The sequence below is a fragment of the Xanthomonas sp. CFBP 8443 genome (assembly GCF_025666195.1).
Lineage (GTDB): Bacteria > Pseudomonadota > Gammaproteobacteria > Xanthomonadales > Xanthomonadaceae > Xanthomonas_A.
The window spans coordinates 1,194,924-1,219,084 of the sequence record NZ_CP102592.1 but is presented as its reverse complement, the minus strand read 5'-3'; the positions used below and the strand labels follow the sequence as shown (position 1 = coordinate 1,219,084).

25 protein-coding genes are annotated in these 24,161 nt (G+C 71.0%); 18 read left to right on the top strand and 7 right to left on the bottom strand.

Going from position 1 to position 24,161, the window contains the following annotated elements; genetic code table 11:
- Positions 1-94 precede the first annotated feature (94 nt).
- Positions 95-664, top strand: coding sequence for a type 1 glutamine amidotransferase family protein (locus NUG20_RS05095; RefSeq protein ID WP_263397363.1), 570 nt, complete (start codon positions 95-97; stop codon positions 662-664).
- A 48-nt stretch (positions 665-712) separates the two neighbouring features.
- On the opposite strand, the gene msrA is transcribed toward NUG20_RS05095, so the two are convergent.
- Together msrA and NUG20_RS05085 are read right to left on the bottom strand one after the other, a co-directional pair.
- On the bottom strand, positions 713-1,363 hold the full coding sequence (gene msrA / locus NUG20_RS05090) for a peptide-methionine (S)-S-oxide reductase MsrA (protein WP_263397362.1): 651 nt from the start codon (positions 1,361-1,363) through the stop codon (positions 713-715).
- A 152-nt stretch (positions 1,364-1,515) separates the two neighbouring features.
- The gene (locus NUG20_RS05085) at positions 1,516-2,028 is read right to left on the bottom strand and encodes an SgcJ/EcaC family oxidoreductase (RefSeq protein ID WP_263397361.1); all 513 of its coding nucleotides are present in this window, start codon (positions 2,026-2,028) and stop codon (positions 1,516-1,518) included.
- Positions 2,029-2,155: 127 nt separating this feature from the next.
- Between NUG20_RS05085 and NUG20_RS05080 the strand changes: the two genes are divergently transcribed.
- Genes NUG20_RS05080 through NUG20_RS05070 form a run of 3 tightly spaced genes read left to right on the top strand, consistent with a single transcriptional unit; the run spans position 2,156 to position 5,219 of the window.
- The gene (locus NUG20_RS05080) at positions 2,156-2,854 is read left to right on the top strand and encodes a helix-turn-helix transcriptional regulator (RefSeq protein ID WP_263397360.1); all 699 of its coding nucleotides are present in this window, start codon (positions 2,156-2,158) and stop codon (positions 2,852-2,854) included.
- Positions 2,851-4,761: an ATP-binding protein gene (locus NUG20_RS05075; RefSeq protein WP_263397359.1), complete on the top strand. Its 1,911-nt coding sequence runs from the start codon at positions 2,851-2,853 to the stop codon at positions 4,759-4,761. The genes NUG20_RS05080 and NUG20_RS05075 overlap by 4 nt, the downstream gene beginning before the upstream one ends.
- Entirely contained in the window at positions 4,758-5,219 is a 462-nt protein-coding gene (locus tag NUG20_RS05070) for a response regulator (protein ID WP_263397358.1), read from the top strand. Before NUG20_RS05075 ends, NUG20_RS05070 begins: the two co-directional genes overlap by 4 nt.
- 102 nt (positions 5,220-5,321) lie before the next feature.
- On the opposite strand, the gene NUG20_RS05065 is transcribed toward NUG20_RS05070, so the two are convergent.
- Complete coding sequence (locus tag NUG20_RS05065) at positions 5,322-5,549, bottom strand: putative signal transducing protein (RefSeq protein WP_263397357.1); 228 nt, start codon at positions 5,547-5,549, stop codon at positions 5,322-5,324.
- 9 nt (positions 5,550-5,558) lie between these two features.
- Positions 5,559-6,215, bottom strand: coding sequence for a glutathione S-transferase (locus NUG20_RS05060; protein ID WP_263397356.1), 657 nt, complete (start codon positions 6,213-6,215; stop codon positions 5,559-5,561).
- Between the two features lie 99 nt (positions 6,216-6,314).
- Between NUG20_RS05060 and NUG20_RS05055 the strand changes: the two genes are divergently transcribed.
- The 7 genes from NUG20_RS05055 to rlmM all read left to right on the top strand — a co-directional run bounded on the left by NUG20_RS05055 (position 6,315) and on the right by rlmM (position 12,524).
- Positions 6,315-8,069: a glutamine--tRNA ligase/YqeY domain fusion protein gene (locus NUG20_RS05055; RefSeq protein ID WP_263397355.1), complete on the top strand. Its 1,755-nt coding sequence runs from the start codon at positions 6,315-6,317 to the stop codon at positions 8,067-8,069.
- Between the two features lie 188 nt (positions 8,070-8,257).
- Positions 8,258-8,995 carry a helix-turn-helix domain-containing protein gene (locus tag NUG20_RS05050; protein WP_263397354.1) on the top strand — a complete coding sequence of 246 codons (738 nt, stop codon included), beginning with the start codon at positions 8,258-8,260 and terminating at the stop codon, positions 8,993-8,995.
- Between the two features lie 70 nt (positions 8,996-9,065).
- Complete coding sequence (locus NUG20_RS05045; protein ID WP_263397353.1) at positions 9,066-10,019, top strand: DMT family transporter; 954 nt, start codon at positions 9,066-9,068, stop codon at positions 10,017-10,019.
- Positions 10,020-10,070: 51 nt separating this feature from the next.
- Positions 10,071-10,448, top strand: coding sequence for an STN domain-containing protein (locus NUG20_RS05040; RefSeq protein WP_263397352.1), 378 nt, complete (start codon positions 10,071-10,073; stop codon positions 10,446-10,448).
- A gap of 118 nt (positions 10,449-10,566) precedes the next feature.
- Positions 10,567-10,890: a hypothetical protein gene (locus NUG20_RS05035; protein ID WP_317852742.1), complete on the top strand. Its 324-nt coding sequence runs from the start codon at positions 10,567-10,569 to the stop codon at positions 10,888-10,890.
- Positions 10,890-11,450: a nucleoside deaminase gene (locus tag NUG20_RS05030; protein ID WP_263397350.1), complete on the top strand. Its 561-nt coding sequence runs from the start codon at positions 10,890-10,892 to the stop codon at positions 11,448-11,450. Before NUG20_RS05035 ends, NUG20_RS05030 begins: the two co-directional genes overlap by 1 nt.
- Before the next feature lie 33 nt (positions 11,451-11,483).
- On the top strand, positions 11,484-12,524 hold the full coding sequence (gene rlmM, locus NUG20_RS05025) for a 23S rRNA (cytidine(2498)-2'-O)-methyltransferase RlmM (RefSeq protein WP_263398395.1): 1,041 nt from the start codon (positions 11,484-11,486) through the stop codon (positions 12,522-12,524).
- A 226-nt stretch (positions 12,525-12,750) separates the two neighbouring features.
- Here rlmM and NUG20_RS05020 read toward each other — a convergent pair whose 3' ends face one another.
- A complete protein-coding gene (locus NUG20_RS05020) occupies positions 12,751-13,866 on the bottom strand; it encodes a Gfo/Idh/MocA family protein (RefSeq protein WP_263397349.1) in 1,116 nt (371 codons plus the stop codon).
- Between the two features lie 321 nt (positions 13,867-14,187).
- On the opposite strand from NUG20_RS05020, the gene NUG20_RS05015 reads away from it, so the two are divergent.
- Positions 14,188-14,910: a hypothetical protein gene (locus NUG20_RS05015; protein WP_179568235.1), complete on the top strand. Its 723-nt coding sequence runs from the start codon at positions 14,188-14,190 to the stop codon at positions 14,908-14,910.
- 47 nt (positions 14,911-14,957) lie between these two features.
- Positions 14,958-15,359, top strand: a complete 402-nt coding sequence (locus NUG20_RS05010; protein ID WP_263398394.1) for an EF-hand domain-containing protein — start codon at positions 14,958-14,960, stop codon at positions 15,357-15,359.
- Between the two features lie 306 nt (positions 15,360-15,665).
- On the opposite strand, the gene NUG20_RS05005 is transcribed toward NUG20_RS05010, so the two are convergent.
- Together NUG20_RS05005 and ubiH are read right to left on the bottom strand one after the other, a co-directional pair.
- Positions 15,666-16,844, bottom strand: coding sequence for a UbiH/UbiF family hydroxylase (locus tag NUG20_RS05005; protein WP_263397348.1), 1,179 nt, complete (start codon positions 16,842-16,844; stop codon positions 15,666-15,668).
- Entirely contained in the window at positions 16,841-18,055 is a 1,215-nt protein-coding gene (ubiH, locus tag NUG20_RS05000) for a 2-octaprenyl-6-methoxyphenyl hydroxylase (RefSeq protein ID WP_263397347.1), read from the bottom strand. The genes NUG20_RS05005 and ubiH overlap by 4 nt, the downstream gene beginning before the upstream one ends.
- 174 nt (positions 18,056-18,229) lie before the next feature.
- On the opposite strand from ubiH, the gene NUG20_RS04995 reads away from it, so the two are divergent.
- From NUG20_RS04995 to NUG20_RS04975, 5 genes are read left to right on the top strand one after another with little or no spacing between them, the layout of a single operon-like run.
- On the top strand, positions 18,230-18,814 hold the full coding sequence (locus NUG20_RS04995) for a hypothetical protein (protein WP_263397346.1): 585 nt from the start codon (positions 18,230-18,232) through the stop codon (positions 18,812-18,814).
- 22 nt (positions 18,815-18,836) lie between these two features.
- Positions 18,837-19,391, top strand: coding sequence for a cob(I)yrinic acid a,c-diamide adenosyltransferase (locus tag NUG20_RS04990; RefSeq protein WP_263397345.1), 555 nt, complete (start codon positions 18,837-18,839; stop codon positions 19,389-19,391).
- Positions 19,392-19,425: 34 nt separating this feature from the next.
- Positions 19,426-20,331 carry a histone deacetylase family protein gene (locus NUG20_RS04985; RefSeq protein WP_263397344.1) on the top strand — a complete coding sequence of 302 codons (906 nt, stop codon included), beginning with the start codon at positions 19,426-19,428 and terminating at the stop codon, positions 20,329-20,331.
- Positions 20,332-20,391: 60 nt separating this feature from the next.
- The gene (gene lptD / locus NUG20_RS04980) at positions 20,392-22,785 is read left to right on the top strand and encodes an LPS-assembly protein LptD (protein WP_263397343.1); all 2,394 of its coding nucleotides are present in this window, start codon (positions 20,392-20,394) and stop codon (positions 22,783-22,785) included.
- Positions 22,782-24,161: a peptidylprolyl isomerase gene (locus NUG20_RS04975; protein WP_263397342.1), complete on the top strand. Its 1,380-nt coding sequence runs from the start codon at positions 22,782-22,784 to the stop codon at positions 24,159-24,161. The genes lptD and NUG20_RS04975 overlap by 4 nt, the downstream gene beginning before the upstream one ends.

Below are 24,161 nucleotides of genomic sequence, written 5' to 3'. Positions count from 1 at the left end.
GACGCGCATCGCCGACGGTATTCACGGCTCGGCGTTGGCGCCGTCGCAACTTTTGGCCGGCTATGCTGCCGGCTCGACAACAGAGGGGGCGGCAATGGCAACGATCGCGGTGGTGATGGTCGACGGCGTGGCGGACTGGGAAATCGGCACCATCCTGCCAGCGGCGCGAGCGTGGTTCGGCGACGAGATCCAGGTCGCCAGCATCGACGGCAAGCCGGTCGCCTCGATCGGCGGACTGAGCCTGCATCCGGACTACGCGCTGTCGGACCTGGCGCCGCTGGACGCGGACCTGTGGCTGCTGCCAGGCAGCGATCGCTGGCAGGCCGGCGAGATTCCCGGACTCAGCGCACTGCTGCAACAACGCCTCGACGCCAGCCGCGCGGTCGCGGCGATCTGCGGCGCGACCCTGGCCGCGGCCTATGCCGGACTGCTGGATACGCGGCCGCACACCAGCAATTCCGAAGCGTTCCTGCGCGAGCACGTCGGCGTCTACGCCGGTACCGCGCACTATCTGGACCAGAAGGTGGTGAGCGCGGGCGGGCTGATCACTGCGCCGGGTACCAGCCCGGTCGGCTTCGCGGTGGAATGCCTGCGCGTGCTGCATCCCGAACGCGAGGAACAGATCGCGCAGATGCGGCAGATGTTCGCCGCCGAATTCCTGTGACCGCGCGCGCCGGCCGAAACCGGCGCGCGCAGCATTGGCCGCGCCGGCTCAGGCCTCCAGGCCGAGCGGGCAGCTGATCCCGGTGCCGCCCAAGCCGCAGTAGCCGCCCGGGTTCTTGGCCAGGTACTGCTGATGCTCGTCCTCGGCGTAGTAGAACGGCGGCGCCGGGTACAGGATCTCGGTGGTGATCTCGCCATAGCCGGCCGCGCGCAGGCGCAGCTGGTAGGCGTCGCGGCTGGCGATCGCCGCGTCGTGCTGCGCCTGCGTGCTGCAGTAGATCGCCGAACGGTACTGGGTGCCGGTGTCGTTGCCCTGGCGCATGCCCTGGGTCGGGTCGTGGCTTTCCCAGAAGGTCTGCAGCAACTGTTCGAAGGTCACCGCGTGCGGGTCGTACACCACCAGCACCGCCTCGGTGTGACCGGTCTGGCCGGAGCACACTTCCCGGTAGGTGGCGTTGGGGGTCTGCCCGCCGGCATAGCCGACCGCCGTGCTGAACACGCCCGGCAGCGACCAGAACTTGCGCTCGGCGCCCCAGAAGCAGCCCAGGCCGAACTGCACCTGCTGCATGCCGGCGAAGGTGTCGCGCAGCGGGTGGCCATTGACGAAATGGCGGTTGTGCAGCGGCAGCGGCTCGCTGCGGCCGGGCAGGCTTTCGCCCGGGCGCGGCAGGCGCTGCTTGAAGGCACCGATTCCCAACATGGCGCGGACTCCTGGCATCGAAAGGGATGCCTTGTGGATGGCGCTGCCGGGGCCGGCTTTCAAGGTGCGCGGCGCGGCGTGCCCGCGGCGGCGGCACGCGCCGCCCGGCGGGCCTGGCCAAACCGCGCGCATGCGCCGCAGCGGCCGGCCGGTCAGTGCGCCGCGGTCTTGCTGCCGCCGCCCGCTTCGGGCATCGCCGAGCTGTGGTGGTTGATGATCAGCCACTGGCCGTCGCGCTTCTCGTACACGAAGGTGTAGCGCGCCTGCACCTTGCGGGTGCTGCCGTCGGGATTGGTCAGGGTGAAGGTGTAGACGCCGGCGTCGACGGCGCTGTCGTCGTCCAGCAGCCGCACCTGGCGGTAGTTGATGACGCCCCGCGGCTTGGCCGCCAGGAAATGGCTGAAGTAGTTCTCGATCTCGGCGCGGCTGGCGCGGACCTGGTTGGACACGGTCGGCAGCAGCACGCCGTCGCGCGCATACAGGTCGGCGACGCGTTCGGCGTTGCCGGTGGCCAGCGCCGCGTTCCAGCGGTCGAACAGGCCGGCGATCTCGCGCTCCTCGCCCGCCGTCGGCGGCGACGGCTGGCCGCTGTAGCTCATCGCCGGGGCCGCCAGCGCGGTGGTGGTGGTCAGGCTCAGTGCCAGGGTGAACAGGATGCGACGCATGGTGGATCTCCGCTGTGGGTGATGGGTGTGCCGTGTCAGGGCGAGGCCAGTATTGGCAGCGCCGGCTTGCGAAAAATCCGCCGGGCGGCATATCCTCGAATATGCCGTTCGGCATAGTGGAGAGCCCATGCAAAGCCCCCTCAACGCAGGCGATTGGCGCCAGGCGCTGCAACGCGACGCGGCCGACAGCGCGCGCTGGCAGGCGGTGGCCGAAGCGGCCGGCGCGGTCGCCGCGGCGCTCGATGCGGGGCAGGCCGGCATCGCCGCGCTGCGCGTGGCGCGGCAGCTGGTGGATGCGCCGCACGCGGCGGTGCTGGCGCTGCGCGGCGCCCGCAGCCTGGTGCTGGCCAGCCATGGCGACGCCTTGCCGCCCGGCGCGAGCGTGGCCATGGGCGGCGCGACGCTGCCCTGGCGATTGGCCGCGCGCGCCGGCGAGGCGAGCGAACTGTGCGTGCCGATCGCGGCGCTGGGCACGCCGCTGGGCATGCTGTGCCTAGGCTGGAACGCGCGTACCGCGCCGGCTGCGGGCGACGTGCAGGCGATCGCCACCATCGCCGCGCTGCTGGCGCCGGCGGTGGCCGAACCGGCGCGCGCGCCGCGGCGCAGGAAGCCCGCGCAACCGGACCGGCTCGGCGCGCTCAGCGCGCGCGAGCGGCAGGTGCTGGCGCTGCTGCCGCGCGGCCTGACCAATGCCGGTCTGGGCGCGGAACTGGGAATCTCCGCCGGCACCGCCAAAGTCCACGTGGAGCGCATCCTGCAGAAACTGCAGGTCGCCGATCGCACCCAGGCCGCGGTGTACGCGGTGCAGGCCGGGGTGGCGCTGTGAGGGCGCTGGCGCTGCGCTGGAACGATTGGCCGCTGACCCGCAAGAGCCTGGCGGTGGTCACCCTGCCGCTGTTGCTGATGGTGGCGGCGCTGGTGGCGATCTACAGCGTGGAACGGCAGAACATCGCCGCCGAGAACGACGTGCGCCAGACCCTGGAAGTGCTCAGCGACCTGTACGAGGCGCACGCGCTGCTGGCCGAGACCGCCGCCGGCGTGCGCGGCTACCGGCTGGTGCGGCAGGACGCGTTCCTGACCCCGTACCGCGATGCCGAGCCGCGCCTGCAGACGGTGGTGCAGCGCCTGTCACAGCGTATTACCGATCCGCTGCAGGCGCAGCGCTTCGCCCGCATCCGGCCGCTGTTCGCGGAGAAAATGCAAGGCTGGCGGCGGCTGCTGGCGCCGGACCTGAGCCGCGAGGAGGAGATCCGCCAGCTCAGCGAAGGCAAGGTCAAGCTCGACATCCTGCGCGCCGAGTTGCGCGAACTGCGCAACTACGAGACCGCGCAGCTGCAGGTCCGCACCGCCAAGGCGCAGGCGCTGCGCCAGCGCAACCTGATGATCACGCTGTGCGCGGCGATGCTCGGCGGGCTCGGCGCGGTGTTCGCCGTGGCCTGGTTCGCCTCGTCGCTGTCGCGGCGGCTGCGGGTGCTGTCGGCCAACGCCGACCGCCTGGGCGAAGGCCTGCCGCTGGCGCCGCAGCTGCGCACCGGCGACGAACTGGGCCAGGTCGCGCAGCGCCTGGACGAGGCCAGCACCCTGCTCGCCGCGCGCGCCGCCGAGGCGCAGTCGGCGCGGCGCGAGGCCGAGACCGCCAACCGCGCCAAGACCGAGTTCCTGTCGCGCAGCAGCCACGAGCTGCGCACCCCGCTCAACGCCATCCTCGGCTATGCGCAGGTGCTGGAGATGGACCTGCCCGACCCGGCGCAGCGCGGCCAGCTGCAGCACATCCTGGGCGCCGGGCGGCACCTGCTCGGGCTGATCACCGAGCTGCTGGACATCGCCCGCATCGAAGCCGACCAGCTCGACCTGAGCCCGCGGTCGGTGCCGGTGCGCGCGGCGGTCGAGGAGGCGCTGGGGCTGGTGGCGCCCGATGCCAAGGCGCATGGCATCGTCCTGCTGCCGCTGCGAATCCCGCCGACTTGGACCGTGCGCGCCGACGCGCAGCGCCTGCGCCAGGTGCTGATCAACCTGCTGTCCAACGCGATCAAGTTCAACCGCCCCGGCGGCGAGGTGCGGGTGACCGCCGAAGCGCAGGGCGAGTTCCTGGGTGTGGCGGTGCACGACCAGGGCCATGGCCTGTCGGCCGAGCAGGTGCAGCGCCTGTTCACCCCGTTCGAGCGGCTCGGCGCGGAACGTTCGGCGATCGAAGGCACCGGCCTGGGCCTGGCGCTGAGCAAGCGCCTGACCGAGGCGATGGGCGGGCGCATCGTGGTGGAGAGCAGCCCGGAAGGCTCGCGGTTCTGGGTCGCGCTGCCGCTGGACCGCCCGGCCGAGGCGCCGGCGCCGCTGGCCGCCATCGCCGCGACGCAGGCCGGCGCGGGCCAGCGCAGCGTGCTGAGCATCGAGGACAACCCGTCCAACCAGGCGTTGATCCGCACCCTGGTCGAGCGCCGCCCGCACTGGCACCTGCACGAGGCGGCGACGCTGGTGCAGGCGCGCGCGCAGTTGCAACAGGCCCGCCCCGACCTGATCCTGCTCGACCTGCACCTGAGCGACGGCAACGGCGAGGAACTGCTGCGGCAACTGCGCGAGCAGCCGCACACCGCGGCGATCCCGGTGGTGGTGGTCAGCGCCGACGCGACCGAGGCCACGCTGGCGCGGGTGCAGGGCGACAACGTGCGCGCCTACCTGACCAAGCCGCTGGACGTGGCCGAATTCTTCACCATCCTGGACCGGCAACTCGCATGACCCGCAACGATGTCCTGGCCTCGCGCATCCTGATCGTCGATGACGAACCGGCCAACGTCCGCCTGCTCGAGGACCTGCTGCAGCGCGAGGGCTTTCAGCAGGTGGTGGCGACCACCGACCCGCAGCGCGTGCTCGGCCTGGTCTCGGCGTTCGCGCCGGACCTGATCCTGCTCGACCTGATGATGCCGGAGCTGGACGGCTACGCGATCCTGGAACAGCTGGCGCGGCTGGCCGGGCCATCCAGCTTCCTGCCGGTGATCGTGCTCACCGCCGACCCCAGCCGCAGCGCGCGCCACCGCGCGCTCGGCCTGGGCGCCAAGGATTTCCTGACCAAGCCGCTGGACACCTTCGAAGTGGCGCTGCGGGTCTGGAACGTGGCCGAGACCACGGTGCTGTTCAAGCGCCTGCGCGCGCTGGCCGCCCAGGACGCCGCACCGCCGGGCTGGCGCGCAGGCTGAGTGGGGACCGGGATTGGGGATTCGGAATTGGAGATTCGCAACGGCACGTAACGCCCGCTTTTTCGAATCCCCAATCCCCAATCTCAAATCCCGGCCCCTCAACTACATCGCCCGCGTCACCTGCCCGCCCAACCCCAGCGTCATCAGCACGGCCTGCGCCTTCTCCAGCAGTTCGTCGGCCACGCATACCTGCACCACGCCGAACGGCAGTTCGCCGGCGCCGCCGAGCAGCGCCTCGCCGAATACGAACGCGGTGATGCCCGCATCCTCCAGCGCATGCTTGGCCAGGTGCGCATCGATCAGGTGCTGGGCGCGATAGGCGATCTGCATGGGCCGCCCTCAGCCGCGCGCCGCGGCGTCGGCAAGCGCGACTTCGGCGGCCGCGCCGACGCGCCATTCGCGCAGCGCCGGCAAGGCCTCCAGTGCGGCCAGGTACTCCGCGGCCTGCGCCGGCACCTCCACGCCGTAGCCGGCGAAGCGCACCGCCACCGGCGCGAACATCGCATCGACGATGCCGAACGCGCCGCACAGGAACGGGCCGCCGGCGCCATGCGCGCTGCGCAGCGTGTCCCACAGCTGCACGATGCGCTCGATGTCCTCCTGCGCCTCGGCGTCCCAGCGGCAACCGTCGGGCCGGCGGCAGGCCTGCATCGGCAGCTGCCGGCGCAGCGCCAGGAAACCGGAGTGCATCTCGCACGCCGCCGCGCGCGCCTGCGCCCGCACCGCCAGGTCGGCCGGCCAGCCGCGGCCGCCCAGCCAGCGCTCGTTGGCGTACTCGCAGATCGCCAGCGAATCCCAGATCTGCAGTGCGCCGTCCCACAGCGCCGGCACCCGCCCGGTCGGCGAATAGGTGCCGATGCACTCGGCGAACTCGGGCGTATCCAGCGGCAGCGGCACTTCCTCGAACGGCACCGCGAAGTGCCGCAGCAGCAGCCATGGCCGCAACGACCACGAGGACAGGTTCTTGTCGCCGATGACCAGACGGGGAAGCGGCATGACGGGATCTCGCGCATGGAAGGACCCGCAGCGTACGCGGCGGGGCGGCCAGCGGCCAGCTCGGCTAAACTGGCTGTCTACTTATTTGCTGAAGCGCGCATGTCCGACACCCCCGCCACCGACGCCACCGCCCCGGCCGAGAAGAAAGACTTCATCCGCCAGATCGTCCGCGAGGACCTGGCCAGCGGCAAGCACGCGGCCATCCGTACCCGCTTCCCGCCCGAGCCCAACGGCTACCTGCACATCGGCCACGCCAAGGCGATCTGTCTGGACTTCGGCCTCGCCGCCGAGTTCGCCGGACGCTGCAACCTGCGCTTCGACGACACCAACCCGGCCAAGGAAGACCCCGAGTTCGTCGCCGCGATCCAGGACGACGTGCGCTGGCTCGGCTTCGACTGGGCCGAGCTGCGCCACGCCTCGGACTATTTCGAGGTGTACTACCTGGCCGCCGAGAAGCTGATCGCCGACGGCCACGCCTTCGTCTGCGACCTGAGCGCCGAGCAGGTGCGCGAATACCGCGGCACGCTGACCGAGCCGGGCCGCAATTCGCCGTACCGCGAGCGCAGCGTCGCAGAGAACCTGGACCTGTTCCGGCGCATGCGCGCCGGCGAGTTCCCGGACGGCGCCCGTACGCTGCGCGCCAAGATCGACATGGCCAGCGGCAACATCAACCTGCGCGACCCGGCGCTGTACCGGATCAAGCACGTCGAGCACCAGAACACCGGCAACGCCTGGCCGATCTACCCGATGTACGACTTCGCCCACTCGCTGGGCGACGCGATCGAAGGCATCACCCACTCGCTGTGCACGCTGGAATTCGAGGACCACCGCCCGCTGTACGACTGGTGCGTGGACAAGGTCGACCTGGCCGCGCATCCGCAGCTGCTGCAGCCACTGCTGGACAAGGGCCTGCCGCGCGAAGCGGCCAAGCCGCGGCAGATCGAGTTCTCGCGCCTGAACATCAACTACACGGTGATGAGCAAGCGCAAGCTGACCCAACTGGTGGCCGAACAGCTGGTCGACGGCTGGGACGACCCGCGCATGTACACGCTGCAGGGCCTGCGCCGCCGCGGCTATACGCCGGCGGCGCTGCGCCTGCTGGTGGACCGGGTCGGCATCAGCAAGCAGAACTCGGTGATCGACTTCTCGGTGCTGGAAGGTTGCCTGCGCGAAGACCTGGACGCGGCCGCGCCGCGGCGCATGGCGGTGATCGACCCGCTCAAGCTGGTGCTGAGCAACCTGCCCGACGGCCACAGCGAGACGCTGACCTTCTCCAACCATCCCAAGGACGAGTCCCTCGGCCAGCGCGAGGTGCCGTTCTCGCGCGAACTGTGGATCGAGCGCGAGGATTTCGCCGAAGTGCCGCCCAAGGGCTGGAAGCGGCTGGTGCCGGGCGGCGAAGTGCGCCTGCGCGGCGCCGGCATCGCCCGCGTCGACGAGGTGATCAAGAACGACGCCGGCGAGATCGTCGAGCTGCGCGGCTGGCTGGATCCGGAATCGCGTCCGGGCATGGAAGGCGCCAACCGCAAGGTCAAGGGCACCATCCACTGGGTCAGCGCGGCGCACGCGGTGGAGGCGGAAATCCGCCTGTACGACCGCCTGTTCTCGGTGGAAAAGCCCGACGACGAGTCGGAAGGCAAGACCTACCGCGACTACCTCAACCCGCAGTCCAAGCGCAGCGTGCGCGGCTACGTCGAGCCGGCCGCGGCGCAGGCCGCGCCGGAGCAGGCGTTCCAGTTCGAGCGCAGCGGCTACTTCGTCGCCGACCGCTACGATCACAGCGCCGCCGCGCCGGTGTTCAACCGCAGCGTGACCCTGCGCGACACCTGGACCGGCGGCCAAAGCGCGGGCTGACGGGAGCACCATGCGCCGCACCTGCCGCTACTCGGTAGCGGCCGGCACGCGGCCCATCGCTGCCGCGCCACCGGCGCGGCTTGCGGACTGCAACATGCTTGCATCTGGCCGCAGGCGGCGCGGCGGCGCCCGGACGGCAGCCGGTGTCGCCCTTCCCCGCGACACGCCGCCGCGCTAGCGTAGCGTCCATGTCGCCCGCACCCACCCTGAGCCTGCGCAGCTACGGCCGCGACGGCCGTGCCCACCAGCACGCGCACGTGCAGATCGTGCTGCCGCTGCGCGGCGAACTGGAGATCGAGGTCGGCGGACGCGGCAGCCGCCTGGATGCGTTCCGTGCCGCCGTCATCGCACCGCACACGCGGCACGCGCAATCGGCGCACGGCGACAACCGTTTCCTGGTGCTGGACTGCGCCACGGCGGCGTTCGACGACGCCGCGCTGGAGCGCCTGCAACGCGCTCCCTTCCTCGACCTGCCGCCGGATCTGCAGCGCCTGCTGGCCTCGCTCGATCCTGCGCAGGCTGCAGATCGCGACGCCTGCGCCGCGCTGGCGCTGCAACAGCTGCGCATCCGGCACAGCCATTCGTGGACGCGGCTGCAGGCCTTGTGCCGGCGCATCGAGGACGCGCCTGGCCAGCCGTGGCCGGTGCAACGCATGGCGGAGACGGCGCACCTGAGCGTGAGCCGCCTGCATGCGCTGTTCCGCGAGGCGCTGGGGCGCACGCCGCAGGACTGGCTGTCGGCACGGCGGCTGGACTGGGTGCGCCGGCAACTGGCGCATGGCGCGCAACCGATCGCGCAGCTGGCGCTGGACAGCGGCTATGCCGACCAGAGCGCACTGACCCGCGCGCTACGCCGTGCGACCGGGCAAACCCCCGCCGCCTATCGCCGGCGCCATCGCGCCCCGCCCGCGTCGCCGGAACAGTAGCCTGGGACAAGCCGCGGTGGCATGCGCAGGCCATGCTGGCGCGGTACGAACCGGATGGGAACGAGACGGCATGCGTGAGCGTTTGTGGGCGGGAGTGGGCAGCGGCATCGCCGCGGGCGCGTTGTGGGGACTGGTGTTCCTGGCCCCGCAGCTGCTCGCCGGGTTCTCGCCGCTGCAGCTGTCGGTGTCGCGCTACCTGGCCTACGGCGCGGTGGCCTTGCTGGTGCTCGCGCCGCGCTGGCGCGCCGCCACCGGCGCGCTCGGCGCACCGGAATGGTGGGCGCTGCTGCGGCTGAGCCTGCTCGGCAACATCGTCTACTACGTGCTGCTGGGCAGCGCGGTGCAGTGGGCCGGCGGCGCGGCCACTGCGCTGATCATCGGCCTGCTGCCGGCGGTGGTCACGGTGCTCGGTTCGCGCGCGGCCGGGGCGATGCGGCTGCGCCGGCTGGCGGCGCCGTGTGCGCTGTGCGTGCTCGGGGTGGCGCTGGTGGCGGTGCAGACGCTGGGCGACACCCACACCGCGCAGACCAGCGTCGGCACGCGTGCAGCCGGACTGGCCTGCGCGGTGGGTGCGCTGGCGTGCTGGGCGGCGTACTCGGTCAACAATGCGCGCTGGCTTTCGCGCCGCCCCGACATCTCCGGGCGCGACTGGTCGCTGCTCACCGGCGTGGTCACCAGCGCATTGGCACTGGCCCTGGCGATCCCCGCGTTCGCGTTCGACGGCGGACACGCGGCGGCGGACTGGGCGCGGTTCTGGGGCGTGGCGATCGTGCTGGGCGTGTTCGCCTCGGTCATCGGCAACGCCTGCTGGAATCGCGCCAGCCGGCTGCTGCCGCTGACCCTGGTCGGGCAGATGATCGTGTTCGAAACCGTGTTCGCGCTGCTCTACGGTTTCCTGTGGGAAGCGCGCTGGCCTACGCCGCTGGAAGCCTTGGCGATCGCCTGCCTGCTGGTCGGCGTGCTGTGGTGCGCCTGGCTGCACGCGCCGCCGCAGGTGCGCAAGGCCGATGCAACATTGGGTTAAGGCGCGCTGCCTAGACTGCGGAGCTCGCTTCCCAGCATCAGGAGGTTCCGCATGCCCGCCGCCTTCCGCGCTTCCTGCAGCGGCCTCGCCCTGATCGTCCTGCTCACCGGCTGCGACATGGCGCCGTCTTCGGCCCCCTCGCACCCCGCCGCTGCCGCGCCTGCGCCGGCAGCGACGCCCGGCAAGTGCGACGCAATGCCCGACCATGCCTACGACCTGCCCGCCGCGCGCTTCGACGAAACCGCGCAACAGCTGGCCCACGCCACCGGCTGCGGCATCGTCTACGACGATCCGTCGCTGTCGCCGCTGCAGGTCAATGCGGTGAAGGGCCGGGTCAGCATCCGCCGGGCGATCCACCAGGCGATCGACGGCACCGCGCTCCAGATCACCCAGGAAAGCGCCGATACGATCGCGGTCGCTCGCCGCTGAGTTGCCGGCGCCGCGGCCATGCGCGCTACCATGGCCGCGGTCTCTCGCCAGGAAGGTCGCCATGTCCAGTCGTCTCGCGCTGTTGCTGTGCTGCCTGTGCCTGTTCGCCGGCACCCTCGTGTTCAGCGGATGCGCCCGCAGCGAAGGCGCCAAGGCCGCCGCGCCCGGTCTGCCGGTGAAGGTCGACACTAGCTGCCGCAGCGACGCCGACTGCACGGTCAAGAACGTCGGCAACTGCTGCGGCGCGATGCCGGCCTGCGTCAACCGCGACAGCCCGACCGATCCGCAGGGCGTGATGGCGCAATGCCAGGCCAGCGGCCGCATGAGCGTGTGCGGCTCGCGCGCGATCGTCGGCTGCCAGTGCGTGGCCGGGCAATGCAGCGCCCAGGGCGCGCAAGCCGATACACTGCGCGCCCCCCAGCCTGCCGAACCCGTCCGCTGATGCTCTACGCGCAAGTCCACCTCACCCTGCCCGCCTGGATCCACGACGCGGTCGACCCGCAGGCCGTCTATCCCGGCGATGCCGACAAGGTGGCGCTGGCGGTGGAACTGTCGCGATTGAACGTGGAAGCCGGCAGCGGCGGCCCGTTCGGCGCCGCCGTGTTCGGCCCGGACCATCGCATCATCTCGGTCGGGGTGAACCGGGTGGTGCCGCAGAACACCTCGCTGGCGCATGCCGAGAACATGGCCTACATGCTCGCCCAGCAGCGCCTGCAGACCCCGCGCCTGAATGCGGCGCTGGCGCCGGTGACCCTGGCGACCTCGGCGCAGCCGTGCTGCCAGTGCTATGGCGCGACCATCTGGGCCGGCATCGACCGGCTGCTGATCGGCGCCAGCGCCGAAGACGTGATGGCGTTGACCCCGTTCGACGAAGGCCCGCTGCCGGCGGACTGGATCGGCGAACTCGAACGCCGCGGCATCGACGTGGTGCGCGGCCTGCATCGTGATGCCGCCTGCGCCGTGCTGCGCCGCTACGGCGAACTCGACAGCCCCCGCTACTGACGCCGCCCGGCGAAGGCTTCATCCATGTCCTCCCTGAACGGCCTGCTGTGCTACTGCCGGCAAGGCTTCGAGCCCGAACTGGCGGCCGAACTCAACGACCGCGCCGTGCGCGCCGGCCTGCCGGCCTATGCGCGCACCGAACGCAACAGCGGCTACGCGCTGCTGGTCTGCGAGACGGCCCTGCCGCCGCGCGCGCTGCCGTGGCGCGGGCTGATCTTCGCGCGGCAGAAACTGCGCCTGCTGGCCGAGCTGCGCGAGCTGGATCCCAGCGACCGGATCGCGCCGATGCTGCAGGCGCTGGCCGGACAGGGCCGCTTCGGCGACCTGTGGGTCGAGCATCCGGATTCGGACGAAGGCAAGCAGCTGTCGGGCCTGGCGCGCAGCTTCGGCAACGCGCTGCGCCCGGCGCTGCGCAAGGCCGGCCTGCTCAGCGACAAGCCGCAGCCGAAACTGCCGCGCCTGCACGTGTGCTTCCTCGCCGGCACCCACGCCTTGCTGGCCATCGCCGACAGCGACGACAGCGCACCATGGCCGCTGGGCATCCCGCGCCTGAAACTGCTGTCGGAGGCGCCGTCGCGCTCGGCGCTGAAGCTGGAAGAAGCGCTGCTGGCGCTGCTGGCGCCGGAAGAGCGCGAGGCGCTGCTCAAGCCCGGCATGCGCGCGGCCGACCTGGGCGCCGCACCCGGCGGCTGGACCTGGGTGCTGACCCGCCAGCACCTGCACGTGACCAGCGTCGACAACGGCCCGCTGCGCCAGCACGTGCTCGACAGCGGCCTGGTCGATCACTTGCGCGCCGACGGTTTCCACTGGAAGCCGCCGCAGGCGCTGGACTGGATGGTCTGCGACATGGTCGAGCAGCCGCGCCGCGTCGCCGAGCGCATGGGCACCTGGTTCCGCGAAGGCTGGTGCCGGCACGCGATCTTCAACCTCAAGCTGCCGATGAAGAAGCGCTGGGACGAGACCCAGCTGTGCCTGGACCTGTTCGCCGAGCGCGCCGATCGGCCGCTGCAGATCCGCGCCAAGCAGCTGTACCACGACCGCGAAGAGATCACCGTGCTGGCGATGTCGCTCTGAGGCGCTGCGCAGGTCGCGCGATAGCTTCGCTACAAGGCGTCCACCGAGGCTTCTATGAACATCCCGGCTCGGATGCTTCCAGCTGGCGCGGTGGTTGTGGGAGCGACTTCAGTCGCGACGGGCTTCACCGGTAGAGCCCGTCGCGACTGAAGTCACTCCCACAAAAATCCTCCGTGCATGCCGCAAGCGACGCGGCGGCCCGGCTGCGAGCCCGCCGTCGCCCCAGCTACAGCACGATCCGCTTGCCGCCCTCGCGCGCCGAGCGGTGGATCGCATCGATCACCCGCATGTCGCGCAGGCCTTCCTCGCCCGGCGCGCGCATCGGCGTGCCGTCGAGGATCGCCAGCGCGTCCTCGTCCATCTGCAGCGCCTGCTGGTGGCGCACCTTGGCGTCGAACACGCGGCCGTCGCTGGCGCTGCCGCGGATGCCGTCGTAGCTCTGGAACGGCGCCAGTTCGTACCAGCCGCGCTCGCACTCGGCGCGCAGCCGGTTCATGGTGCGGCCGAAGCTGGTGGCGCAGTCGGCGAGCACCTCGTGCGGGAATTCCAGCTTGAACTGCATGTGCTCGTCGACCTCGTCGAACAGCGCCGGGCGCTCGGTGCTGCGCGTGGCGCTGACCGCCAGCGGCTCGGCGCCGACCGTGTAGCGCGCCGCGTTGAGCGAGTACACGCCCATGTCGTACATCGCCCCGCCGCCGAATTGCGCGCGCAGCCGCCAAGGCCGCTGCGCCGGATCGGTGTCGTGGTAGCCGTCGTAGCCGGCCTCGGCGCGCACGGTGCGCATCGCGCCGAACGGGCGCTCGCCGGCCAGCGCGATGATTCGCCGCGTGTTCGGCTCGTGCTGCATGCGGTAGCCGATGCTCAGCCGCACCTTGTTGCGGGCGCAGGCCGCGATCATCGACTGCGCCTCGTCGGCATGCATCGCCATCGGCTTCTCGCACCACACGTGCTTGCCGGCGGCGGCCGCGCGCAGGGTCAGCGGCGCGTGCAGATGGGTCGGCGTGACCACGTAGACCACGTCGATGTCCGGGTTGTCGGCGATGCGCTCCAGATCGTCGTAGCTGTAGACGTTGCGATCGGGAATGCGATGGCGCGCCTGCCACTGCGGAATCTTGTGCGGCGAGCCGGTGACGATGCCGGCCAGCCGGCAGTGCTGGGTCAATGCCAGGCCGGGCGCCAGGCGGTTGCTGGCGTAGTCGCCCAGGCCGACCAGCGCCACCCCCAGCGGCTTGTTGCGCTTGCCGCGCGTGGCCGCCCACAGCGGCGATCCCAACAGCCCTGCGCCCGCCCCGGACAACCCGGCGAGCAGGAGACGGCGACGACTCGGCGACGACAGCGACATGCGGATCTCCCTGATGGCGGATACGAAGTGCCGAAACCTTAACGCATCCACCGCGCGGCGATGTGAGCGCTATCTCGTTGCCGCCGGCGCGTCTGGCACCCCGGCCTACCTGCTTCGCACCGGAGCGCGCCACCCCACCCAAACCGGTCGTCTTCTCCACCACCGGCACCGCGTCGCTGCCGGCTCGCACTGGCCGCCGGAGACGCCGGACACGGCAACCCGAAGGCCCTAGAATGCCGATGGGATGCGCATCGCATCGCCGTCTCAGTCCGCGCAATCGCCGTCGGGCATCCTGCCTGCACTGACTGGAGGGCCGCACACATGCAGCCGATCGAACTGAAAGACCCGGCCGGCTTTGCCGACGAATTCCTGCGCCTGACCCTGCTGCAAGGCTTCCAGTCGCTGACCAAGCGCGACCTGGAGTTGCTGATCTTCGTATTGCTGGAACGCGACGGCGCGATCTCGCGCAGCGATTCCAACAACGCGGTGGCGCTGCGCCTGCGGGTGACCCCGGCCAAGGTGAAGGGGCTGCGCCGCGACGGCTACGCGCGCTGGCGCGCGCTGGTGCCCGAGGACGGCGACGCGGCGCTGGAGCGCATCGTGGCCACCGTGCTCACCGAGGACAACCTGCGCGCGGGGGCCAAGCACGTCAGCGAACGCAGCAAGAAGGAAGGCTTCCTGGCGATCCGCATCGAGCATCCGGACGACCAGCAGCGCTTCGAGCAGGCGATCGTCGACGTCGGCGCGATGCCGGTGTACGAACGCAACCGCGACGTGGTCGCGGTGCGCTTCGACACCTTGCTGAAGATCGCCGAGCGCTGGGGCTACCTGCAGCCGGAGCCGGAGAAGGTGGTGCGCGAGCTGGAGAAGCTCACCCCGACCGCCGAGGAAGTGGCCGACCTGTTGAAGAAGGACGTGGGCAAGCTACGCTGGGAGGATGTGCGCCGCGCGCTCAACAGCCTCGGCGCCAAGGCCATCGCCAGCACCGCCGAGGGCGGGCTGAAGGGATTGCTGAAACTGGCGTTCCCGTTCATCCCCGGCTGAACCTGCCGCACCGTCCATCATTCGAACCATCGGAGTCCGTTGTGTCCATGCATTGCCGTTCGTCCTTCCTCGCCGCCGGCCTGCTCGCCGCCGCCATCGGCCCGGCCGCCGCGCAGAACCTGAAAACCACTTCCAGCGTCGTCACCGAACCGTTGCGCGACGTGCCGGCGGCCGTGCTGTCGCAACCGCTGAGCAGCGGCGAGGTGACCCACCAGGTGCGGTTGGACGTCGCGCAGGGCGAAGCGCCGGTCACCGTGCGCACGATCCAGCCCGACCGCGTCGTCGGCAACTACCGCATCGACTTCGACGCGCTGGACAGCGACCACGACGGCTACCTCAGCCGCGCCGAGGCGCAAGCCAATCCGGCGCTGGCCGACGAATTCGATGCGCTGGACCCGCAACGCCGCGGACGCCTGAGCCGCGAGCAGCTGGCCGGTTGGCTCAAGTAAGTAAGCGCGGCGTGCCTGCGGTGAGACTTCGCAAGCCGGAGCATCCGCGCGCAGTGCCGAAGCATCTGCGGCACTGAAGGCAACTGGCACCACGGTCGGGGATCGAAGCCCTGCCGCACACCACCGTGCGCCCTGTAGGAGCGGCTTCAGCCGCGACCAAGGAAGCCGCGGACCGCCACGGACGGCGATCAGGGCTAGGTCTCTCTGCAATACCTCAACACCCGGCCGCAAGCCCCTGTGGGAGCGACTTCAGTCGCGACGAGCGAAGCCGACAGCCTCGACCCACCCGGGCACCCGGCGCTATCGCTACGCCCCCGACGCGCGCTTCCAGAACCCATGCATCAGCACCGGCAGCTTGCCGGCCAGGCCCAGCAGCGGGCCGCGCAACAAGGTCAGGTGCATCTCGTCGTTGGAGAACAGCCGGTTGATCGCGTCGAACCCGTAGGCCGCCACCGTGTTGTCGCTACGGCGGCCGCGCGCCCAGCGCGCCAACCGGTGCGGCGCCGACCAGTCGACCCGCCGCACCTGCGCCTGGCGCACCTGCGCGGCCAGCGCGGCGACGTCGCGCAGGCCGAGGTTGACGCCCTGCCCGGCCAGCGGATGCACCACGTGCGCGGCATCGCCCAGCACCAGCAGGCGGCCGCGGTGGTAGTCCTCCACCAGTTGCCGGCGCAGCGGGAAGCCGACCCGCGGCGACAGCGCGCGCACCGCGCCCAGCCGCGCGCCGAAGGCCTGGGTCAGTTCGGCGCCGAACGCGGCATCGTCCAGCGCCAGCACCCGCACCGCCTCGGCCTCCGGCAGCGTCCACACGATGGAACTGCGGCCGTCGGCGAACGGCAGGAACGCCAGCGGCCCGCCGGGCAGGAAGCGCTGCCAGGCGGTGTCCTGGTGCGGCAGCTCGGTGTGCACGAAGGCGACCACGCCGCGCTGGCCGTAGTCGTGCGCCGGCGCGTCCAGCCCGGCCAGGCCGCGCAGCGTGGAATCGGCGCCATCGGCGGCGATCGCCAGGCGCGCGTCGAGCCGGCTGCCGTCGTCCAGGCGCAGGCGCACGCGCTCGTCCGACGTCTCCACCGCCTCCACCCGCGCCGGGCAGTGCAGCTGCACCCCGGCCGCCGGCAGCGCCGCCCACAGCTGCTCGACCAGCAAGGCGTGCTCGACGATCCAGCCCAATTGGTCGCGGCCCAGCGCATCGGCGTCGAACGCCAGTTCGCCACCGCCGCCGGCATCCCACACCCGCATGCGCCGGTACGCGCTGGCGCGCCGCGCCAGCACCTGCGGCCACACCCCGAGCGCCTGCAGCAGCGCGGCGTTGTCCGGGGCGAAGGCGTAGACCCGCAGGTCCGGTTCGGACGGCGACCAGCGCGGCGGCTCGCGGCCTTCCACCAGCGCCACCGCCAGGCCCTCGGCGGCCAGCGCCAGCGCGCAGGCGGCGCCGACCACGCCGCCGCCGACCACCACCACGTCCAGCACCCCGCGCCGGCTCATGGCGTCGTCTCCCGGCACAGCTGCGGCACGTCGCCGCGGAAGCCCATCGCGCCGCCGACTAGGAACGACTGCAGCGGCGCGGCCTGCGCGGCCGCCAGCAGGCCCAGGCTGCGCAGCGGGCGCAGCAGCGGCGCGGGGTTGGCGGTCAGCCGCGCCAGTCCGCCGGAGAAGGTCACGGTGCGCTGCCGGTCCTGCTCGCGGCGCTGCGCGTACTGCTGCAGCAAGGCCGGCGCGCCCGGGTCGGCGCGGTCGCGCTCGATCAGTTCGGCCAGGGTCAGCGCGTCGCGCAGGCCCAGGTTGAAGCCTTGCGCGCCGAGCGGGTGCAGGGTCTGCGCGGCGTTGCCGAGCAGCACCGCGCGCGCATCGGTCAGCCGCTCGGCCAGCCCCTGCACGATCGGATAGGCGCTGCGCTCGCCGCTGCCCAGCAGACGGCCGACGCGCCAGCCCAGCGCGTCCTGCAGGCGCTGCAGCCAGGCGGCCTCGTCGAGCGCGGCCACCGCTTCGGCGTCCTCGGCGGCGACCGCATGGACCGCGCCGTAGTGGCGGTCGCCGCGCGGCAGCAGCGCGGTCGGGCCGTCGTCGCGGAAGCGCTCGTAGGCGGTGCCGTCGGGCTGGCGGCTGCCGCGCACCCGCGCCACGAACAGGGTCTGGCGGAAATCGTGGCGCGCGGTGTCGATGCCGAGCGCGCCGCGCACCGCGCTGGCGCTGCCGTCGGCGCCGACCAGCAGGCGCGCCTGCAGCACCTGTTCGGCGCCGTCCTGGACGATGCGCACGCCGCGCAGCGACGCATCCTCGCCGGCCTCCAGCGCCAGGAACCGCGCCGGCCGGTAGCGGCTGACATGGGATGCGTCGGCCAGCCGCGCCTCCAGCGCTTCGCCGAAGTCGCGCGCCACCACCACCTGCCCGAACGCCTCGCGCCCGTAGTCGGTCGCGTCCAGCCGCACCCGGCCGAAATCGCCTTCGCGGCTGACGTGGATGCGCCGGATCGGCCCGGTCGGCGTGCGCAGCCGCTGCATCACCCCGAGCGCGCTCAACGCGTTGACCGTGGCCGCGGCGAAACTCAGGTTGCGCTGGTCGAACACCGGCGGCAGCGCGCCCGGCGGCGCGGCCTCGACCAGGCCCACGTCCACGCCCAGCCGGTCCAGCGCGATGGCCAGGCTGGCGCCGACCAGGCCGCCGCCGACGATCACTACGTCATGTCGTTTGCTCATCCGGCCATGATACGACCGGCGCCAGAATCGGCGGTGATCGGAGCGCGCTTGGGCCGCGGCGCACGCCCCGACTCCGCACCGACCGCAGCGCCGGGACCGGCGCCGCGGCCGGACCGCGCCCAGGCGCGCCGCTTCCAGTAGAATCGGCGTCCTCCGTACCGGTGCCCGCCTGCCATGACGCCTTCCACCCACCGCCTCCCCGTCCTGCTCCTGCTGGTGTCGCTGCTGGCCGCGACCCGCATCAACCATTTCGGCGCGGTTCCGGACGCATCCTGGGCGGTGTTCTTCATCGGCGGCTTCTACCTGCGCGGCTGGACCCGCTGGGCGTTCCCGCTGCTGATGGCGCTGGCGGTGCTGATCGACTACCTGGTGATCCGCAGCCAGGGCCTGAGCTTCTGGCAGCACTACTGCGTGTCGCCGGCCTACTGGTGCCTGATCCCGGCCTACCTGGCGATGTGGACCGGCGGCAGCCTGGCGGCACTGGGCTACCGCGGCGCCGACTGGCGCGCACTGCGCACGACCGCGGCCAATTTCATCGTCGCGGTGGCGCTGTGCCACCTGATCGCGCAGGGCAGCTTCTACTGGATCAGCCGCAGCGTGGCGAACCCGACCGTGGCCGGCTGGTGGCAGAACTACGGCGACTGGCTGCTGCCGTACATGGGCAGCGCGGCGCTGTACGTCGGGCTGGCGGCGGCGATCCAGGTCGGCGCCGAGCAGCTGGCGCGGCTGGGCGGGCGCGGCCAGTCCGTCAATCCCTGAGCCGGGCAGGCAGGCAGCGGCGATGGGCAACCGCCTTTCCAAGATCTACACCCGCACCGGCGACGACGGCAGCACCGGCCTGGGCGACGGCAACCGGGTCGGCAAGGATTCGGCGCGGGTAGCTGCCTACGGCACCGTCGACGAGGCCAACTCGGCGATCGGCGTGGTCCTGGCCTGTGCGCTGGCCGAGGACGTGCGCTCCCTGCTGACCGCGATCCAGCACCAGCTGTTCGATCTCGGCGGCGAGCTGTGCATTCCCGGCCACGCCGCGATCCACGATGCCGACATCGACGCGCTCGAGCGGCACCTGGACCGCTACAACGACACCCTGCCCGCACTGAAGGACTTCATCCTGCCGGCCGGCGGCGAAGCCGCGGCGCGCTGCCACCTGGCGCGCACCATCGTGCGCCGCGCCGAGCGCGAGACGGTGGCGCTGTCGCGTCAGGACGCGGTGCGGCCGGAGGCGGTGCGCTACCTCAACCGCCTGTCCGACCTGCTGTTCGTGCTGGCGCGGGTGCTGGCCCGGGCCGACGGCCAGGGCGAAGTGCTGTGGCGCCACGACCGCCGCCAGGCCTGAACGGCAACGCCGGCGCGCGCAGCGGGGGGCAAGCATGCTGATCTACACCCATCCCGCCTGCCTGGGCCATGTGCCGGGCCCGGAGCATCCGGAACGGCCGGAGCGCCTGCAGTCCATCACCGAGGCGCTGCGCGAGGCCTTTCCCGACCTGGAATGGCGCGAGGCGCCGCTGGCCAAGCTCGGCGACCTGGCGCGGGTCCACGAACGCGAACTGATCGACACGGTGCTCGCCGACATCGACGGCAGGCGCATGCTCGACGTGGACACGGTGATCTCGCCCGGCTCGCGCGCCGCGGCCCTGCGCGCCGCCGGCGCCGGGCTGGCCGCGGTGGACGCAGTGATGCGCGGCGAGACCGACACCGCGTTCTGCGCCGTGCGTCCGCCCGGCCACCACGCCACCGCCGCCACCGCGATGGGCTTCTGCCTGTTCAACAACGTCGCCGTGGCCGCCGCCCATGCCCGCGACACGCACGGACTGGAACGCATCGCCATCGTCGATTTCGATGTGCATCACGGCAACGGCACCCAGGCGATCTTCGAGCGCGACCCGCACGTGCAGTACCTCAGCACCCACCAGTCCGGGCTGTTCCCCAACTCGGGCGGGGTCCACGACCGCGGCGTCGGCAACCTGCACAACGCGCTGCTGCCGCCGGGCAGCGGCGGCTTCCGCTTCCGCAACACCTGGGCCGACCAGATGCTGCCGCTGCTGGACGCGTTCAAGCCGCAGCTGCTGCTGATCTCGGCCGGCTTCGATGCGCACATGCGCGACCCGCTGGCCGACCTGATGCTGGAAACCGAGGACTTCGGCTGGCTCACCGCCGAGCTGCGCGCGGTGGCCGAACGGCATGCGCGCGGCCGCGTGGTGTCGCTGCTGGAAGGCGGCTACGACCTGCAGGCGCTGCGCGAATGCAGCGTCGCCCACGTCGACGCGCTGCGCTGACCGCCTCCGGGCGGATGAACCCCGTCCCCCGCCCCGGGGACGCCTTCATTGCCCCCATGCATGGGATGGGGCAAGCTAGCGGTCGTTTTAGCCCGATACCTGACGCGCGTGCGCCGAGCCCTCCGCCTGCTACCCCTTCCGTTCAGTATCGCCCTCTGCCTGCCGGCGATGGCGGCCGAGAAGCCACCCAATTGGGGCCTGTGTCCGACCCCGGACGTGCTGCCCAAGTTCGATGACGCGCCCAAGGTCGACCCGAAACTGGCGGCGCTCCGCAACCAGCAGCCGACCAATATCGAAGGCGACCAGCTCTCGGGCACCACCACCGTGCCGAACTACACCGGCAACGTCGCGCTCAAGCGCGGCGACCAGTTCATGGGCACCGACAGCCTGCGCGTGGATACCGAGACCGGCAACTACATCGCCGAAGGCCACGTGCGCTATCAGGATTCGTCGATCCGCATGGTCGCCGACCGCGCCGAAGGCAACCAGGACACCGATACCCACAAGATCAGCAACATCCGCTACCAACTGATCGAACGCCGCGGCAACGGCAAGGCCGACTCGGTCGACCTGCAGGGCGCGCTCGGGCAGATGCACCGCTCCACCTACACCACCTGCGATCCCTCGCAGCAGGTGTGGGAACTGCATGCGCCGGAAATCGACGTCGACAACGACGAAGGCTTCGGCACCGCGCGCAACGCGATCCTGAAGATCTACAACGTGCCGGTGCTGTACGCGCCGTGGTTCAAGTTCCCGATCGACGATCGCCGCAGCAGCGGCTTCCTGTTCCCGGCCGTCGGCTTCTCCGGGCGCAACGGCTTCGACTACATGCAGCCGTACTACCTGAACCTGGCGCCGAACTACGACGCCACCCTGTATCCGCGCTACATGAGCGACCGCGGCTTCATGCTCGGCAGCGAGTTCCGCTATCTGTACGAAGGCGGCAAGGGCGAGCTCGAGGCCGCCTACCTGCCGTCGGACAAGCTGCGCGACAAGGACCGCGGCAAGTTCGAATACCAGGGCTACCACAACATCGATTCGCACTGGCAGGCGCGCGCGTCCGTCGCCTGGGTCAGCGACGAGCGCTACACCGAAGACTTCTCCAACCGCCTGCTCGGCAACGCGATCTCCAACCTGCAGAGCACGGTCGGCGTCTACGGCACCGGCGAGACCTGGACCGCCGGGCTGATGGCCGATCGCTGGCAGCTGACCGACTACACCCTGACCGAGGCCGCGCTGCCGTACAACCGCCAGCCGCGTGCCTTCTTCAACTGGGACCAGTCGTTCGGCAACTGGTTCGAGGCCGGCGTCTATTCCGAAGCGGTGCGCTTTGTGCACGACGACATCCATACCAAGGACGCGGAGTACGAACGGACCGGTGTGACCACCGAAATGCCCGGCGGCACCCGCCTGGACCTCAAGCCCTACATCTCGATGCCGCTGGCCGGCGCAGCGTGGTTCCTGAAACCGACCGTGGCCTGGCGCTACACCGCCTACCAGTTGGACAAGGACCTGGCGGCGACGCTGGGCGGCGACACTTCGCCCACGCGCAGCCTGCCGATCACCACCGTCGACGCCGGTCTGTACTTCGATCGCGACGCCAAGTTCGGCGGCACCAGCTATCTGCAGACCCTGGAGCCGCGGCTGTTCTATCTGTACACGCCGTACCGCAACCAGGACAACCTGCCGATCTTCGACACGCGCGAATTCACCTTCAGCTGGGGCCAGCTGTTCCGCGACTCGCGCTACACCGGCGCCGACCGCCAGAACGACGCCAACCAGCTGACCATGGCGCTGAGCTCGCGCCTGCTGCGCCAGGGCGACGGCAAGGAGAAGCTGTCGGTCAGCTTCGGCCAGATCCTGTACTTCAACGATTCCAGGGTGAGCCTGCCGGGCAGCAACACCACCATCGAGCAGGGCAAGTCGGCGTGGATCGCCGACGCCAACTACATGATCAACGACCGCTGGACGATGGGCGCCACCTACCAGTGGGATCCCAAGTACCGGCGCAAGGACCTGGCCAGCTTCCGCACCCGCTACCTGCTGCCGGGCGACGGCATCATCAACGTGGGCTACCGCTTCCGCCGCGACCTGCTGGAACAGACCGACGTGTCGTTCCTGTACCCGATCAACCCCACCTGGAGCGTGGTCGGCCGCCATTACTATTCGCTGGAAGACAAGAAGCCGCTGGAAATCATCGCCGGCGTGCAGTGGGACAGCTGCTGCCTGGCCGTGCGCGCGCTGGCGCGGCGCTACGTGCGCAATCGCGAAGGCGACCTGGACACCGCACTGCAGGTCGAGTTCGTACTGAAGGGACTCTCCTCGCTTGGCCAGGACACGGACCGCGTTCTGCGCCGTGCTATTCTCGGCTACAACCGCGACGACCTGTACTTGGTCCCGCCCAGCAACACCACGACCGATCCGGACGATTACGATCCGAACCTGATTCCATGACCAATACCCTCTCTGCTTTCCTCGCCACCTTGCTGGCGATCGCCGGCGTGTCCGCTCCGGCTGCCGCGCAACAAACCCAACCGCTGGACCGCATCGCTGCGGTCGTCGACGAGGATGTCGTACTGCAGAGCGAACTGGATCGTGCCGTTCGCAACGTGAAGGCGCAGTATTCCGGCCGCGAAGCGCAACTGCCGCCGGACAACGTGCTGCAACGCCAGGTGCTCGAGCGCCTGGTGCTGGTCAAGCTGCAGGTCGCCCGCGCCAACAGCACCGGCATCCGCGTCGGCGACGACGAACTGAACCGCGCCATCGGCAGCATCGCCCAGCAGAACGGCACCGACGTGGACGGGCTGCGCAAGAAGCTCGCCGCCGACGGCATGGCGTTCGACGACTTCCGCAACTCGGTCCGCGACGAGATCACCGTGCAGCGCCTGCGCCAGAGCTTCGCGCAGAGCCGCATCAACGTCAGCGAGAGCGAAGTGGACGCGGCGCTGGCGCAGCAGGCCACCACCGGCGCCCAGTACCACCTGGCGCACATCCTGGTCGGCCTGCCGGAAGGCGCCACCGCCGAGCAGATCAAGACCGGCCAGAGCAAGATCGACGGGGTCAAGAGCCTGATCGACAAGGGCGAGATCGACTTCAGCGCAGCCGCGGTGCGCTATTCCGACAGCCCCAACGCACTGGAAGGCGGCGACCTCGGCTGGCGCAGCCTGGACGAGATCCCCAATGCCTTCGCGCAGCTGATCCGCGACCTCAAGCCGGGCCAGGTCGCCGGCCCGTTGCGCGGTCCCAGCGGCTTCCAGCTGCTGAAGCTGGTCGAGATCCGCGATGCCTCGGCCAACCCGGAAAAGAAGACGGTCACCGAGTACCATGCCCGGCACATCCTGATCCGGATCAACGAAGCGCAGCCGGAAGCGGCCGCCAAGGCCAAGATCGACACCCTGCGTGCGCGTATCGCCGGCGGCGCCGACTTCCAGGCCGTGGCCAAGGAGTCCTCCGACGACGCCAACAGCCGCGGCCAGGGCGGCGATCTGGGCTGGTTCCCGGCCGACGCGTTCGGCCCGGACTTCGGTCGCCAGATCGAAGGCCTGAGCGACGACCAGATCTCGCCGCCGTTCCGCACCGAGGCCGGCTGGCACATCGTGCAGCGCGTCGCCACGCGCCAGACCGACGTCACCAGCGACACCCAGCGCGCCCAGGTCCGCGAGACCATCGGCCGCCGCAAGCTGGAAGAAGAGTACAACCGCTTCCTGCAGGAAATGCGCGGCGAAGCCTACGTGAACCTGCGCGTCGGCGGCGCCGAAACCTCCGCCGCGCCTGCTGCCGACGCCACCGCGCCGGCGGCGACCCCGGCACCGGCCGCCACCAAGCCGTAA

Excerpts from the sequence above, each read along its gene's own strand:
- NUG20_RS05065 (WP_263397357.1), bottom strand. The coding sequence starts at position 5,549 with ATGCAGATCGCCTATCGCGCCCAGCACCTGATCGATGCGCACCTGGCC.
- NUG20_RS05015 (WP_179568235.1), top strand. The coding sequence starts at position 14,188 with ATGCAGCCGATCGAACTGAAAGACCCGGCCGGCTTTGCCGACGAATTC.
- NUG20_RS05080 (WP_263397360.1), top strand. The coding sequence starts at position 2,156 with ATGCAAAGCCCCCTCAACGCAGGCGATTGGCGCCAGGCGCTGCAACGC.
- NUG20_RS05040 (WP_263397352.1), top strand. The coding sequence starts at position 10,071 with ATGCCCGCCGCCTTCCGCGCTTCCTGCAGCGGCCTCGCCCTGATCGTC.
- NUG20_RS05055 (WP_263397355.1), top strand. The coding sequence starts at position 6,315 with ATGTCCGACACCCCCGCCACCGACGCCACCGCCCCGGCCGAGAAGAAA.
- NUG20_RS05050 (WP_263397354.1), top strand. The coding sequence starts at position 8,258 with ATGTCGCCCGCACCCACCCTGAGCCTGCGCAGCTACGGCCGCGACGGC.
- msrA (WP_263397362.1), bottom strand. The coding sequence starts at position 1,363 with ATGTTGGGAATCGGTGCCTTCAAGCAGCGCCTGCCGCGCCCGGGCGAA.
- NUG20_RS04995 (WP_263397346.1), top strand. The coding sequence starts at position 18,230 with ATGACGCCTTCCACCCACCGCCTCCCCGTCCTGCTCCTGCTGGTGTCG.
- NUG20_RS05010 (WP_263398394.1), top strand. The coding sequence starts at position 14,958 with ATGCATTGCCGTTCGTCCTTCCTCGCCGCCGGCCTGCTCGCCGCCGCC.
- NUG20_RS05095 (WP_263397363.1), top strand. The coding sequence starts at position 95 with ATGGCAACGATCGCGGTGGTGATGGTCGACGGCGTGGCGGACTGGGAA.
- NUG20_RS05030 (WP_263397350.1), top strand. The coding sequence starts at position 10,890 with ATGCTCTACGCGCAAGTCCACCTCACCCTGCCCGCCTGGATCCACGAC.
- lptD (WP_263397343.1), top strand. The coding sequence starts at position 20,392 with ATGGGATGGGGCAAGCTAGCGGTCGTTTTAGCCCGATACCTGACGCGC.
- NUG20_RS04990 (WP_263397345.1), top strand. The coding sequence starts at position 18,837 with ATGGGCAACCGCCTTTCCAAGATCTACACCCGCACCGGCGACGACGGC.
- NUG20_RS05005 (WP_263397348.1), bottom strand. The coding sequence starts at position 16,844 with ATGAGCCGGCGCGGGGTGCTGGACGTGGTGGTGGTCGGCGGCGGCGTG.
- NUG20_RS05085 (WP_263397361.1), bottom strand. The coding sequence starts at position 2,028 with ATGCGTCGCATCCTGTTCACCCTGGCACTGAGCCTGACCACCACCACC.
- NUG20_RS05045 (WP_263397353.1), top strand. The coding sequence starts at position 9,066 with ATGCGTGAGCGTTTGTGGGCGGGAGTGGGCAGCGGCATCGCCGCGGGC.
- ubiH (WP_263397347.1), bottom strand. The coding sequence starts at position 18,055 with ATGAGCAAACGACATGACGTAGTGATCGTCGGCGGCGGCCTGGTCGGC.
- NUG20_RS05070 (WP_263397358.1), top strand. The coding sequence starts at position 4,758 with ATGACCCGCAACGATGTCCTGGCCTCGCGCATCCTGATCGTCGATGAC.
- NUG20_RS04975 (WP_263397342.1), top strand. The coding sequence starts at position 22,782 with ATGACCAATACCCTCTCTGCTTTCCTCGCCACCTTGCTGGCGATCGCC.
- NUG20_RS04985 (WP_263397344.1), top strand. The coding sequence starts at position 19,426 with ATGCTGATCTACACCCATCCCGCCTGCCTGGGCCATGTGCCGGGCCCG.
- NUG20_RS05060 (WP_263397356.1), bottom strand. The coding sequence starts at position 6,215 with ATGCCGCTTCCCCGTCTGGTCATCGGCGACAAGAACCTGTCCTCGTGG.
- NUG20_RS05020 (WP_263397349.1), bottom strand. The coding sequence starts at position 13,866 with ATGTCGCTGTCGTCGCCGAGTCGTCGCCGTCTCCTGCTCGCCGGGTTG.